Raw genomic sequence first — 12722 nt, 5'->3', positions numbered from 1 at the left:
GCGCGGGCGCGGTGGGGCCGGGCGGGGCGGGGGCGCGACCGGCGGGGGCGCCGGCAGCGTGCGGGGGTCAGCGGCCGCGGGGGAGGGTTTTCAAGCGGGGGTTGGCGGCAACCACGGGGCGGACCAACTGGCCGGGCAGGATCACGCGCGCCGTCATGCCCGCGTCGCCCCAGGGGAACAGGGCCACTTTGGCGCGCAGCCGGCGGGCGAGGCGTTCGACGACCATCAGGCCGGATGTGGTGGTTTCGCCGGCGTCGAGGCCGGCGACGCCGTTCAGCCGGGCGTTGAGCTGGTCGAGGACCTCGCGGTCCATGCCGGGGCCGCCGTCGTGGATGTCGACCAGGATGCGGCCGTCTGGCAGCGTGCCGCCGACCACGTGTACGGGGGTGCCGGGCGGCGAGAACATTGTGGCGTTGTCGAGCAGTTCGGCGAGTAGGTGTACGACGTCGACGACGGCCCACGGTGCGACTTCCACGGTCGGCAGGCACAGTACCTCGATCCGCCGGTACTCCTCCACTTCGGACGCTGCCGCTATGGCCACATCGGACAGTGGGGCCGGCTGCTTCCACCAGCGGACGGGTTCCTCGCCGCGAAGGGCGCGCAGGCTGGCGTCCTGGCGTCGCAACTGGACGGTCAGGTGGTCGAGGCGGAACAGGGCGTCGAGGCGTTCGGGGTCGGTCTCCTGAGCTTCCAACTCGCTGATGAGGGCGAGCTGCCGGGCAAGCAGGTCCTGTGTGCGCTCGCCGACGGCGCGCTCGGCGGTGCGGGCCCGGCCGCGTTCCACGGCGGCGTCCACCTGTGCGCGGTATCGGGAGGACGGGGCCGGCGGGCGGTACCCGGGCGGCGCTGCGGGCCGCCTGCCGGCGGAGTCCGCCCGCGGTGGGGTCGCGGCCGAACCGTAGGCCGAGCCGGGGCGCGGCGCATCGGTCTGGGCGGAGCGAACGCCAGGCGCCGCCGCGCCGGAGCCTCGGGCCGTGCCGGAGCGTTGGGCCGCGCCGGAGTTGGGTGCCGCCCGCGGGCCGGGACCGCGCCCGGATCTACGCGGGTCAGGGCCGCCGCGAACCGAGGGCCCCGCCTCGCGAACGACCGGTCCTGAACCCATGGCCACGGTTTCGGATCGGCGGGCGGGGCGGCGCGATCCGGACGCCGGTCCGCGGTACGCCGTGGCCGGACGGGCCGGCACCCGACCGGCGTACTGGTGCGGTGCCGGCCGTCGGCGCCGCACGCCCCGGGAGATCAGGTAGCCGACGAGGATGACCAGCAGCGCGGCCGCGATGCCAGCACCGATCACGGGCGCGGCACCCCACGCCCGGACTGTGCCCGATTCTTCCGCGAACCCGTACGTCACGATGGCTCCCCCCACCGGCGCCTACCTCGATGAACGGAAGGCGCCGGCCAGGAGTTCGACGGAATCACGATCAAATTTGCCCGTACCCCTTCAGGGTGACGGCGTTGGCCGACTTCTGGATGTTCCCGGCCATGGCCGAACCGCCGGGAAGGTGCGGCATCGCCCGCACGAACTGGTCGCGGAACCAGATCCCGCGCCGCCGGACTGGTCGAGACGAGACCGGGCGCCGGCACGACCGTCCGGCGTCCGGATCAGAAGAACGACCTACCCATCGAGCGGCGCGAGCTGGACCTCAGCCGGGACCGGATCGTGCGGGCCGCCGTCGCGCTGGCCGACGCCGAAGGGCTGGCGATGTTGTCGATGCGCCGGGTGGCCGCCGACCTCGACGTGGCCACGATGACGCTGTACCGGTACGTCGCCAGCAAGGAGGAGCTGGTGCCGGCGATGGTCGACGCTGTACTGGGGGAGCGCTCGCTGCCGGTCCGCCCGCGGCAGTGGCGCACGGCGCTGGAACGCGTCGCGCGTCTGACGTGGACGGTCTTCCGCCGCCATCCGTGGGCGGCCGAGGCGCTGTCGATGACCCGCCCGCAGCTCCTGCCGAACCTGCTCGCCTACGCTGACTTCAGCCTCGCCGCGCTCCGGGAGCTCGGGCTCGGCCCGAGCGACACGATGCACGTCCACCTGACCCTGTTCGGCCACGTGCGCGGCACCGCGCTGAACATCCAGTCAGAGGTGCGCGCCCAGCAGGACACCGGCATGACCAGCGACGAGTGGATCGGGACGCAGCGCCGGGCCATCGCCGCGGTGGTCGCGTCCGGGCGGTACCCGGGGTTCGCCGAGGTGTCCCGGCACCCGTTCGACTACGACCTCGACGCGGTCTTCGAGTACGGGCTCCAGCGCCTGCTCGATGGCGTGGCGGCACATATAGGCCATTTGGTCAGGGTCAGATAGTCGGGATCTCCTCGCGACCGACCGAGGTGCCGTCAACGGAGGTCGCGGCGGCCATGCGGCTCAGCCAGGCGTTGACCACGGCAAGCTCGCCCGCCGTGAAGCCCTCGGAGAGCCGGTCTTCCACCGCCCTGACCGCCGGGCGGGCCGCGCCGAGCCGCGCGCGGCCTCTGTCGGTGAGGAAGATCTGCTGCGAGCGCCGGTCCTGCGGGTGCGGGCGGCGCTCGATGAGCCCGGCGCGCTCCAGGCCGCCGAGCATCTCGTTGGCGGACTGGCGGGCGGTCGACACGGCGCGTGCGACGTCGGCGACGGACATCCCGGGGTGGTTGTCGAGGATCAGCAGCGACGCGAACTGCGCGACCGACAGCCCATGCTGGTCCAGCGCCTCGGCCACCACACCGCGCATGCTCAGCCAGGCGTGGCGAACCAGAAACGTCGAGCATTCCTTGTCGTCGGTCACGGCTCCCATTCTGCCCATCGCGATATTGACAGGTACCTGACGAGCGTGCCACGGTAACCGCATGACCGTCAGGGACCTGTCATTATCGTACAGCCGTCAGCGGCGCGTGCTCTCGGTTCTCGTCCTCTCCGCGGTGCTGATCTGGATCGACACGACCATCCTCGGCATCGCCCTCGAACACCTCGCCGACCCGCGGCACGGCCTCGGCGCCACGCCAGGCGAACGCCAGTGGGCCGTCGGCTCGTACGCGCTGCTGTTCGCCACCGCGCTGTTCGCCGCCGGCGCGCTCGGCGACCGGTACGGGCATCGCACGATCCTGGTCGCGGGCCTGGTCGCGTTCGGCGCGGCGTCCGTCTGGGCGGCCTGGGCCGGCGACGCGACCAGCCTGATCCTGGCGCGCGGCCTGATGGGCGTCGGCGGCGCGATGATCATGCCGACGTCGATGGCCATCATCGGCGCGACGTTCCCGCCGGAACGGCGGGCCGGCGCGATCGCCGCCTGGTCGGCGTCGAGCGGCCTCGGCGTCGCGCTCGGCCCGCTGCTCGGCGGCGTGCTGGTCGACCACTTCTGGTGGGGGTCGGTCTTCCTGGTCAACCTGCCCATCGTCGCGGTCGGCCTGGTCGGCATCATCGGGTACGCGCCAAACCCGCGCGCCGCGAAGCGACGCCGGCCCGATCCGCTGGGACTGGTACTGTCCACCGCCGGTCTGGCGGCCCTCGCGTACGGGCTGATCGAGGGTGGGCAGGCCGCCGACTGGGCGCGCGTCGAGGTGTGGGCGCCGATCGCGGTCGGGGTGGTCCTGCTCGCGCTGTTCGTGGTGGTGGAGCGGCGGTCGCCGGAGCCGAGCTTCGACCCGCGGCTGTTCAGGAACAGCCGGTTCGCGGCGGGCAACCTGGCGCTCGGGGCGCTGTTCTTCGGCATCACCGGGCAGATGTTCTACGGCAACTTCTACCTGCAGGGCGCCCGTGGAATGTCCGCATTGGACACCGGCCTCGCGTTCGTGCCCGGCGCGCTCGGTGTCGTGGTCGGCTCGGGGCTCGGCCCGCGCCTGGTCAAGCGGTACGGGCTGGCCGCCGTTTCGGGTACGGCGCTGCTCGTCGTGGCCGCCTCGTTCGCCGCCAACCTGACGTTCGGCGTGGACACGCCGCTGGCCTGGTTCTGCACCCTGGGAGCGATCAGCGGGGTGGCCATGGGTGCCGTGATCGCGCCGACCGTCGCCGCGGTCGTCGCGGTGCTGCCGGTGGACCGGATGGGCGCCGGCTCCGCCGTCAACAACACCGTCCGGCAGGTCGGCAGCGTGCTCGGCATCGCGGTGCTCGGCACCGTCCTCAGCGTCACCTACCGGGACCGGATCGCGCCCGCACTCGGCGGCCTGCCGCCCGAGACGCGCACCGCCGCCGAGTCGTCGGCGGAGCACACCCGGTACATGGCTGGTGCGCTCGGCCAACCCGACCTGGTGGCGGCCGCAGACCGGGCGTTCGTGGAGGCCATGCACGTCACGGCGCTCAGTGCGGCACTGGTCGCACTGGCCGGCGCGGTCCTGCTGCTGCGCGCGTTCCGCACCCGCGGCACTCCGACCCCGTCGGTGCCGACCGAACTCGACCGACCCACCACAGTGGCCGCACACTGATAGCATCCGAATCGTCACGGAAATCGACACCCGGGTGTGCCGGGCGGGAAGGCGGCCCGGGTGTTCGGTCGGTTCCGGAAAGGGAAGAATCCCGGCGATCCGTCCTCTGTGGACCAGGTGCGGCTCGCCGTGCGGGCCATGCGGAGCGGTGACAACGCCAGCGCGATCGAGCACCTCACGGTCGCCTCCGGCACCACCGATATGGGCGCGCTCTCCGACGTCGGCGCGTTGTTCCTGGAGCTCGGCCAGCGCGACCGGGCATACGGCTGCTTCCGGCGGGCGGCCGAGGGGGGCAACGCGGTCGCGATGCACAACCTCGGCGTGCTCAGCAAGGAAGACGGCCGGGTCGACGAGGCCGAGCGGTGGTGGCGGGCGGCGGCGGACCGGGGCAACGTCGACACGTTCAACAGCCTCGGCAACCTGCTGCGGCTCCGCGGTGACGACGCCGAGGCCCGGCGTTACTACCTGCTCGGCGCCGAGGCTGGCGTGCCCGACTCGATGTCCAACCTCGTCACCACGATGCTCGCCGAGGGTGACGTCGCGGGCGCCCGCCGGTGGGCCGACAAGCTCGCCACCAGCGGGCATCCGTCCGGGCAGTTCATGAAGATGGTCGTCGACGAGGCCGAGCGCGACCCGCGGCCACCCGTGCAGCGCAAGCCATCACAGGGCCTGCCATCACAGGGCCTGCCATCACAGGTGGGTGGGTCGACGCCGGTCACCATCGACCCGTTCGACCCGCTGGGCTCCGCTGAGCAGCTGCGGCTCCAGGCGCAGTCCACCGACGACCCGGCGGTGCTGGGCCTCGCCATCGACACGGCGCGGCTCGCGGTCGAGGCGACGGCCGGCGACCAGGCCTCGACGGCGCACGCGCAGGCGATCCTCTGTGTACTGCTGCGCACCGCCGCCGCCCGCACCGGTGACCAGGCGAAGCTGGCCGAGGCGGTGCGGGCCGGCAGGGCAGCGGTCGCCGCCGCCGAGGCGAGCGGTGCCAACCGGTCCCGCGCGTCGGGTGCGCTGGCCACCACGCTGATGGACACGTTCGGGCGCGGCGGTGACGTGTCGGTGCTCGTGGAGGCCGTCGTGGCGTGCCGCACGGCCGCCAGCACCGCCGAGGGCGACGACACCGAGCGAGCGGGAGCGATCGGCAACCTGGTCAACGCGCTCGTGCTGCTGTACGACTCCCGCAAGGACTCGGCCGTCATCTTCGAGGCGGTGCGGCACGCGCGCGCCGCGATCGCGCTGGCGGAGCCCAGCGACCCGCGGTTCCCGCCGATCGCCATCGGTGCCGCGCAGGCGCTGTGGCAGTACTGCCTGGCGACGAAGGCGCTCGACACCTTCGACGAGGCGCGGCAGCTGGCGCACGCGGCGCTGCGGGCGCTGCCTCCGGGGCATCCCAACCAGCCGGCCGTCACCCAGTTCGTCGGCATGCTCGAGCAGGCGGCACGCACCCTGGGTCGCTGAGTCAGCCGCGTGCCACGGTAAGTGTGGACACGCCCGCCGCGACGTCGAGGTCGTACCGGTCGCGGGCTGCCGCCCACTCCGGCGGTTCGAAGACGGTGCCGCCGGCCACCCCGGTGTGGCCGCGACCGTCCACAGTGACCTGGGCGGCGCCGCTGCCCACCCGTACTCGTGACGGTGCGGCGCCGGCCGTCCGCACGCTTACCTGTCCGGCCCCGCCGGTGACCCGCACCGGCAGCGTGCCGGTCGCGGGCGGCAGCGCGAGGTCGATCGCGTTGGCGCCGCCGGCAAGGTCCACACCCGAGACCGGACCGGCGTCGAGGTCGAGCCGCTGGTCGGCGGCGCCCGCGGCGATCCGCACGTGCCAGGTGACCGCGGCGTTGAGCCGCACGTCCACGGAGTGCGTACCGCCAGGCAGCGCCAGCCGCACCACGTCGTCCCCGTCGGCCACCTCGGGCCGCCTCGGGGAGTCAGGGTGGGAGGCGGAGATCCGGTACAGGTCGCCGCCCAGGTCGACCGAGCGCACGACCACCACGGTCGCCCCGCTCACCAGCTCGAACGTCGCCGAGTCCCGGTCGCCGCGCGGCGCGGACAGCACCACGTCGCCGTCGTCGGCGGCCTCGACCAGCGCCACGACCACTGTCACCGCGGCCACCAGCACGACCGCCGCCCCGGCCACGACCCACCACAATCGCCTCATGCCGCTGGCTGTACCCGGGATCGATGCCGGTCATGCCCGCGGCGGGACGGGGCAGCGGGACGCCCTGTCTGGGTGGGAAGATCAGGGGGTCGGACGACCGGCGGGGGATCGACATGGCGAGCGAAGTGACACAGGCGCGCCCGGTGGCGGCCGAGCGGCGGCCAGAGCTCGACGCGATCCGCGCGTTCGTCGTGGTCGGGCTGGTGTTCTTCCACTCGGCGCTGATCTTCGACGCCGAAGACGACTACTACGTCAAGAACCCCGAGACCACGAGCGCCATCATGATCGCGGCGGGGTTCGCCGTGGTGTGGGCGATGCCGATCCTTTTCCTGATCGCGGGGCTCGGCTCGTGGCACTCGATGCGCAAGCGCGGGCCGCGCGGGTTCGCGGTCGAGCGGCTGCTCCGGCTGGGCGTGCCGCTGGTCTTCGCGACGCTGACGATCATCCCGATCCCGCAGTGGCTGCGGCTGCGCGCAGCCGACCCCGGCTACGACGAGTCGTACCCGCGCTTCCTGCTGCGCTTCTTCGACGTGCACCTCGACCTGGGTGACTTTCCGTTCATCCTGGACGGCGAGCACTTCGAGACCGGGCACCTGTGGTTCATCGTGCTGCTGCTGGCGTTCTCGCTCATGCTGGCGGCGGTGGCGCGGCTGCTGGCCGGCCGCGCCGCGCAGGCCGGTGACCGGGGCGCCGCGGCGGTCACGCGGCACCGCGGCCTGGTGCTGCTGCCGGCGGTGCCGATCGCGGTCATCTGCGCGCTGCTCGGGCTGGAGGAGGCGTTCGCCGGCTGGAGCCGCTGGGCGTACCTGCTGTTCTTCCTGTTCGGCTTCGTGCTGGCCGCCGACGGGCGGTTCCGGGATGCGATGCGCCGCGACGCGGTTATCGCCGCGGTGGTCGGCGTCGCGGTGTTCGCCGCCGGAATGCCGCTCTTCCTGGCCGTCGACGAGCCGTTCACCGAGGTGACGCCGCTCGCGATGGCCGCCCGCGCGCTCTTCGGCGTGGCCGGATGGTGCTGGGTGACCGGCATCCTCGGCCTGCTCGACCGTCGCCGGCGCAGGCCCGCGCCAGCGTGCACCGGCCCGGCCCGGCCGCCTAGCCGCAAGGCGCGCGCGTACGCCTACCTCGGCACCGCCGTGCTGCCGCTGTACATCCTGCACCAGCCGATCGTCGTGGCGGTCGCCTACCACGTGGTGCGGTGGGACGCGTCGATCCCCGTCAAGTACCTGGCCATCGTGGCGGCGTCGCTGGCGCTGACGGTGGCGGCGTACGACCTGCTGGTGCGGCGCACCCCGGTGACCCGCTTCCTGTTCGGCATGCGCCCCTAGGCCCTGTCCTGCCGATCATTGCCGCCCTGCGGCTGGACCTCGGCTCGGCTCGGCTCGGCTCGGCTCGGCATGATCGACAGGACGGGGCCTAGACGCGTTTGGCGCGCGAGCCGTCCGGCGAGACGGCGAACCAGTCGTCGCCCACGCCGTGCCCGGCGGTCTGGCCGAGCTTGCGGTCCGCCCGGAAGTAGTACAGCGGGCGGCTGTCCAGGGTGAGCTGCTGGGCGCCGCCCGGCCGGGTGATCACGCCGACGAGGCTGGCGTCGAGGGTGGTGTCGATCTGCACGCCGTCGGGCGCCAGCACCGGCTCCCACCGCTCCAGGCATTCCGCGGCGCACGCGCTCTTCGGCGGGTTCGTGCGGTCCCGGTCGTACCGGTAGACGGTCCGACCGGTGCCGTTGACGACGATCGGGGAGAAGCGGACCAGGCTGGCCACCCGCAGCACCTGCGGCCGGCCCGACGTGCCAGGCTTCGCCGGTGCGGCCGCCTGCTCGGCCCGCCCACCGCGCGGCGCGATCGCGAACCAGACGTTGCCCGCCCCGTGGCCGGCGGTCTGGCCGAGCTTCACGTCGTCGCGGAAGTGGTACATCGGCCAGCCGTCCAGGGTGAGCTGTTTGGCGCCGCCCGGCCGGGTCACCGTGCCGATCATCGCCGGCTCGATGCTGCCCTCGACCTGGAATCCGTCCGGGGCGAGGACCGGCTCCCACATCGTCAGGCACGCGGATTTGCACCGGCTTGCCGGCGGGTTGTTGGAGTCCCGGTCGAAGCGGTACACCGTGCGCCCGCCGCCGCTGGTCACGAGCGGCGAGAACCCGTCCAATTCGGCCACCCGCAGCACCAGCGGCGCCGAGCCACCGGCCCCGGAGGCAGGGCCGGTGGTGGCGGGTGGCGCGATGGGCCGCGCTGGCGTTCCGCACCCCGCCAGCGCGGTGGCGACGATGAGGACTGCCAGTGGACGGGTACTCATTGGACTCACCCCGCGTTGCGATCACCAGGCGGGCATGACATAGTCGCCAGGACCGACGCTGGCTCGACGGTGATTGATGTGGTTGGCTCCAATACGGCCAGCGGCGCCGGCCGGTTCACGGCATTTCTGGTTCTGGCATTCGCGCTGCACGCGTGCAGTCCGCAGTGGACGGACGAGCGCGCCGACGATCCCTACTACGCCGAGGTCACCGCGACCGGCGTCGAGTCGCCGCCCGCCCCCCGCACCTATACGTGGTCGTGCGGGCGCAACCTCGAAGGCCACCGCAACACCGCCAACTACGTGGTCGCGCCCGGCGTGCCCGGTCCGCCGCACCACGTGCACGACTACGTCGGCAACCTCTCGACCGGGCTCGACTCCACCGACGCCACGCTCGCCGCCGCCCCCACCACCTGCGCGAATGGCGACAAGTCCACGTACTACTGGCCGGTTTTGAGGAAAGGCGCCCGCGCCGATACCGGCCATGGCGCGATCGAGGTGCCCGCCGCGGTGACGCTGACGGCGTACCCGGACCCTGGTGGCCCGGTCGTGGAGATGCCGCGCCTGCTGAGGGCGACCACCGGCGACGCCCGCGCCGCCACCCACGACGCCGGGCTGGCCCGGCCGAGCTGGACCTGCGCGGGCGCCGGCCCGCCCGGCCCCCGCTACCCGCTGTGTCCCGGCGGGGCGCGGCTGCTGCGCGTGTTCGAGTTTCCGAGCTGCTGGGACGGGCGGCGCGTCGACAGCCCCGACCACCGCGCCCACCTGGTGTTTCCGGCGCCGGAAGGGTGTCCACGTGGGACGTTCGCGGTGCCGCGCCTGCGGCTGACGGTGGCGTACGAGCGGCCGGATGGCGACCGGTTCGCGATCGACGGCTTCCCTGACCAGCGGGGCAGCCCGGTGACAGACCACGCGTTCCTGGTCAACCTCATGCCGGAGGCGCTGATGGCCCAGGTGGTGCGGTGCCTGAACACCGGTGCGGGATGCCCGTGAACCGATCATGCGATCTCGCCGTAGTGCCAGTGACCGACCGGAGAGGGGCGGGCGGATGGCTTCCAGCGATGAGGCGCTGGTGAGGTCGCTGTACGAGCAGCACGGCAAGGCGCTGCTGGCGTACGCGGGCCGGGTGACCGGCGACCGTGCGCTGGCCGAAGACGTGCTGCAGGAGACCCTCATCCGGGCCTGGCGGCACGCCGCGTCGCTGTCGGAGCAGACCGGCTCGATCCGGGGTTGGCTGTTCACGGTGGCGCGCAACGTCATGACCGACAAGATGCGCGCGAAGTCGATCCGGCCGACCGAGGTCGCCGAGTCGCCCGCAACGGTGCCCGTCGAACGCGACCACGCCGACCGGGTGGTCGACTCCGTGGTGGCGCTGGACGCCCTGGAACGCCTCTCCGAGGAGCACCGCAGCGTGCTCGTCGAGATCTACTTCCAGGGGCGCAGCGTCGCCGAGACCGCCGAGCATCTCGGCATCCCGCCAGGCACCGTCAAGTCCCGGTCCCACAACGCGATGAAGAACCTGCGAGAACTGCTGCTCGGGCGCTCCGCCGCCCTGAAGGGGGTGGCGTGATGAGCGCCGGTTCCCACGAGGCGCCGCAACTCGGCGCGTACGTGCTGGAGACGCTCGACCCCGATGAGCGGCGCGCTGTCGACGCCCACCTCGCCGAGTGCCCGCAGTGCCGGACCGACCTGGCGGAGCTGGAGGCGGTGAAGGACGTGCTCAACGACATCCCGCCGGAGGCGCTGGTGCAGGGCCCGCCGGACGCCGACCTGGTGCTCCAGCGGACGCTGCGCCAGGTGCGCGGCGAGGCCGTGCGGGGCGTCCGGCGCCGCTGGATGCCCGCGGCCGCCGCCGTGGCGGTCGCGCTGGCCGGGGCACTCGGCGCCGGGGTCGCGGTGGGCCGCGGTACGGCCCCGGCGCCGGGCGCCCAGGCCACACCGCCGGTGCCATCGGTGTCGGTGACGTCGGCGGTACCGGGCACGCGCGCCGGTACGGTCGAGGACCCGGCGACCGGGGTTCGTCTGACCGCCCGGGTGGTGCCGGCGGCCGGCTGGGTGCGGGTGAACGCCGCCGTGAACGGCATCCCGGCGGGGGAGAACTGCCGGCTGATCGTGGTGGGCAAGGACGGCTCGCGGGAGATCGCGGCCGGCTGGATCGTGTCGAAGGCCGGCGAGAGCGGCGGCACCACGCTGGACGGCAGCGCGGCGGTAGCCCCGGACAACGTGGCGGCGGTAGAGGTAGTGAACACGGCCGGTCGCCGCTTCGTGACCCTGCCGGTGTAGTCAGGGGCGCGTGAGGACGCGCCAGACCTCGCGGGGGTTGTGGTTCAGGGCAACGTCGAAGCGGGCGATCCGCACGCGCGGTGGGACCGCGAGCGGGGTGAGCATCGCGAGCAGCGCGAACGCGGCACCCACGCCGGTCGTGGCGGCCGCCGTGCCCGACGCGCCACCCGCGAACGCGAGCGCCGTCACCACGCCCAGGGCGAGAGCCCCGTTGAGCGCGCCGCCGGCCAGCCCTGAGCGGTGCGCCGGCACACCGGCCAGCGTGAGCACGGTGCCGGCGGCGAACACCAGAGCCAGCCCGGCGCCGAGCAGCAGGAGCCCGGGCAGCACCACCGTCAGGTACCCGGTGTCGGGGCCGACCCGCGACAGCAGGAGCAGCCCGGCGGCGCCGGACGCCAGCCCGGCGGTCAGCAGCGCGGGGGAGCCGTACCTGGCCAGTGGCCGGCGGGCGAGGCGGCCGGCGAGCACGAGCGCCGCCACGCCGGGCAGGAACGCCGGGGCGACGCGCTCCGCGGGCAGGGCCGCGACGAGCAGCAGTCCGGCGAGCGCCGCGCCGGTGGCGGACAGGCCGATCGCCAGCAATCCCAGGACCCGGCGGCGATCGGCCAGGTACGCCACCGGCGCGGGCGCCCGCCCTCGCCCCGCGGGCCGCCTGCGCGGCGGTGCGCGGAGGGCTCGGCGCGGCGGGTCCGAGACCAGGCGCGGGGCCAGGTGCAGCGCGGCCGCCGACACCAGTACCGCCGGCGCGAACCCCCACCGCCACGACACCCAGTCGCCCGCGGCGCCTGCCAGGCCGGGAAGCAGGGCGCCGGCGGCGGCGCCCAGCACCGACAGGCCGCCCCACGCGGCGGCCAGCTTCGGCTGCGCGGTGCGGGCGGTCAGCAGGCGTACCGCGGCCAGTGCCGCCGGCGCGATGAGCGCGGCACTGGCGCCCTGCGCGAGCCGGGCGATGGCGAGGGTGGCGAAGCCGGACGCCAGCGCCGCCGTGATCGAGGCGCCGGCGAACGCCGCCAGCCCGACCACCATCGGCGGCCGCGCGCCGTACCTGTCGACCAGCCGGCCGCCCACCGGCAGCAGCACGCCGAACGCGAGCGCGAAAGCGACACCCACGAGCGCCGCCCCGGCCGGGTCGAGCCCGAGCTCGCGGCCGATCGCGGGCAGGGGAAGAACGACAACGGTCATCGTGGCGATCACCGTGGCCTGTACGGCGCCGAGCAAGGCGTACGCCTGCCCGCGCCGGTCGATGTCGGTCATGGCCGAGGCTCCTCCCGCGCGAGAAGCGGCCAACTTCGACCTATACGTCGGTGGGCGCCAGCCGGTTCATGTGATTTATTCGCCGCGGTTGACGCGGGCGACCTCCCACAGCGTCTGGAGGCTGATGACCTGGGTCGGGCCGGACAGCGCCGCGCGCAGCCGCTGGTTGGCCGGCTCCGGTGCCGGTGGCGGCGCGACGTCGCCGAGCAGCGCCTGCCAGTGCGCCACCGCCTCCCGCTGGTTGGCCAGCTCGGCGCCGCGCCGCTCGCGTTCGCGCTCGTCGGCCTCCTGGCGGCGGCGCCGGCCACGGGCGGCCGCGTCTCGCGCGATCGCCCGCGCCTGCGCGGCGGCG

At 73.9% G+C, this 12722-nt stretch carries 13 protein-coding genes; 7 read left to right on the top strand and 6 right to left on the bottom strand.

Annotated features, from left to right (window positions below; translation table 11 throughout):
• Positions 1-67: 67 nt before the first annotated feature.
• The gene (locus V6V89_RS39660) at positions 68-1348 is read right to left on the bottom strand and encodes an ATP-binding protein (protein ID WP_334624850.1); all 1281 of its coding nucleotides are present in this window, start codon (positions 1346-1348) and stop codon (positions 68-70) included.
• A gap of 309 nt (positions 1349-1657) precedes the next feature.
• Here V6V89_RS39660 and V6V89_RS39655 point away from each other — a divergent pair, with 309 nt between their 5' ends.
• On the top strand, positions 1658-2299 hold the full coding sequence (locus V6V89_RS39655; protein WP_334624849.1) for a TetR/AcrR family transcriptional regulator: 642 nt from the start codon (positions 1658-1660) through the stop codon (positions 2297-2299).
• Here the strand turns inward: V6V89_RS39655 and V6V89_RS39650 are convergent.
• Entirely contained in the window at positions 2292-2756 is a 465-nt protein-coding gene (locus V6V89_RS39650) for a MarR family winged helix-turn-helix transcriptional regulator (protein WP_334624848.1), read from the bottom strand. The two genes, V6V89_RS39655 and V6V89_RS39650, sit on opposite strands and share 8 nt — an antisense overlap.
• A gap of 61 nt (positions 2757-2817) precedes the next feature.
• Here V6V89_RS39650 and V6V89_RS39645 point away from each other — a divergent pair, with 61 nt between their 5' ends.
• Complete coding sequence (locus tag V6V89_RS39645) at positions 2818-4386, top strand: MFS transporter (protein ID WP_334624847.1); 1569 nt, start codon at positions 2818-2820, stop codon at positions 4384-4386.
• Between the two features lie 60 nt (positions 4387-4446).
• Positions 4447-5847 carry a tetratricopeptide repeat protein gene (locus V6V89_RS39640; RefSeq protein ID WP_334624846.1) on the top strand — a complete coding sequence of 467 codons (1401 nt, stop codon included), beginning with the start codon at positions 4447-4449 and terminating at the stop codon, positions 5845-5847.
• A gap of 1 nt (position 5848) precedes the next feature.
• Here V6V89_RS39640 and V6V89_RS39635 read toward each other — a convergent pair whose 3' ends face one another.
• The gene (locus tag V6V89_RS39635) at positions 5849-6544 is read right to left on the bottom strand and encodes a hypothetical protein (RefSeq protein WP_334624845.1); all 696 of its coding nucleotides are present in this window, start codon (positions 6542-6544) and stop codon (positions 5849-5851) included.
• Positions 6545-6657: 113 nt separating this feature from the next.
• On the opposite strand from V6V89_RS39635, the gene V6V89_RS39630 reads away from it, so the two are divergent.
• The gene (locus V6V89_RS39630) at positions 6658-7869 is read left to right on the top strand and encodes an acyltransferase family protein (RefSeq protein WP_334624844.1); all 1212 of its coding nucleotides are present in this window, start codon (positions 6658-6660) and stop codon (positions 7867-7869) included.
• Between the two features lie 88 nt (positions 7870-7957).
• Here V6V89_RS39630 and V6V89_RS39625 read toward each other — a convergent pair whose 3' ends face one another.
• The gene (locus tag V6V89_RS39625; protein ID WP_334624843.1) at positions 7958-8836 is read right to left on the bottom strand and encodes a hypothetical protein; all 879 of its coding nucleotides are present in this window, start codon (positions 8834-8836) and stop codon (positions 7958-7960) included.
• Positions 8837-8914: 78 nt separating this feature from the next.
• Between V6V89_RS39625 and V6V89_RS39620 the strand changes: the two genes are divergently transcribed.
• Genes V6V89_RS39620 through V6V89_RS39610 form a run of 3 tightly spaced genes read left to right on the top strand, consistent with a single transcriptional unit; the run spans position 8915 to position 11116 of the window.
• A complete protein-coding gene (locus V6V89_RS39620) occupies positions 8915-9826 on the top strand; it encodes a DUF1996 domain-containing protein (protein ID WP_334624842.1) in 912 nt (303 codons plus the stop codon).
• Positions 9827-9881: 55 nt separating this feature from the next.
• Entirely contained in the window at positions 9882-10403 is a 522-nt protein-coding gene (locus V6V89_RS39615) for a sigma-70 family RNA polymerase sigma factor (RefSeq protein ID WP_334624841.1), read from the top strand.
• Positions 10403-11116, top strand: coding sequence for an anti-sigma factor family protein (locus V6V89_RS39610; protein ID WP_334624839.1), 714 nt, complete (start codon positions 10403-10405; stop codon positions 11114-11116). Before V6V89_RS39615 ends, V6V89_RS39610 begins: the two co-directional genes overlap by 1 nt.
• Here V6V89_RS39610 and V6V89_RS39605 read toward each other — a convergent pair whose 3' ends face one another.
• Both V6V89_RS39605 and V6V89_RS39600 read right to left on the bottom strand, forming a co-directional pair.
• A complete protein-coding gene (locus V6V89_RS39605; RefSeq protein ID WP_334624838.1) occupies positions 11117-12370 on the bottom strand; it encodes an MFS transporter in 1254 nt (417 codons plus the stop codon).
• A 75-nt stretch (positions 12371-12445) separates the two neighbouring features.
• Positions 12446-12722 (bottom strand): hypothetical protein (locus V6V89_RS39600; protein ID WP_334624837.1); only part of this gene is annotated, 277 nt, incomplete at its 5' end.

The organism is Micromonospora sp. CPCC 206061 (assembly GCF_036906915.1).
Taxonomy (GTDB): Bacteria; Actinomycetota; Actinomycetes; order Mycobacteriales; family Micromonosporaceae; genus Phytohabitans.
Note: the sequence above shows the minus strand (reverse complement) of the source record. Positions and strands in the feature narration are given on the sequence as shown.

What these genes read in the sequence shown, in the direction of transcription:
- V6V89_RS39615 (WP_334624841.1), top strand. Translation starts at nt 9,882, where the DNA reads ATGGCTTCCAGCGATGAGGCGCTGGTGAGGTCGCTGTACGAGCAGCAC.
- V6V89_RS39605 (WP_334624838.1), bottom strand. Translation starts at nt 12,370, where the DNA reads ATGACCGACATCGACCGGCGCGGGCAGGCGTACGCCTTGCTCGGCGCC.
- V6V89_RS39625 (WP_334624843.1), bottom strand. Translation starts at nt 8,836, where the DNA reads ATGAGTACCCGTCCACTGGCAGTCCTCATCGTCGCCACCGCGCTGGCG.
- V6V89_RS39630 (WP_334624844.1), top strand. Translation starts at nt 6,658, where the DNA reads ATGGCGAGCGAAGTGACACAGGCGCGCCCGGTGGCGGCCGAGCGGCGG.
- V6V89_RS39645 (WP_334624847.1), top strand. Translation starts at nt 2,818, where the DNA reads ATGACCGTCAGGGACCTGTCATTATCGTACAGCCGTCAGCGGCGCGTG.
- V6V89_RS39635 (WP_334624845.1), bottom strand. Translation starts at nt 6,544, where the DNA reads ATGAGGCGATTGTGGTGGGTCGTGGCCGGGGCGGCGGTCGTGCTGGTG.
- V6V89_RS39610 (WP_334624839.1), top strand. Translation starts at nt 10,403, where the DNA reads ATGAGCGCCGGTTCCCACGAGGCGCCGCAACTCGGCGCGTACGTGCTG.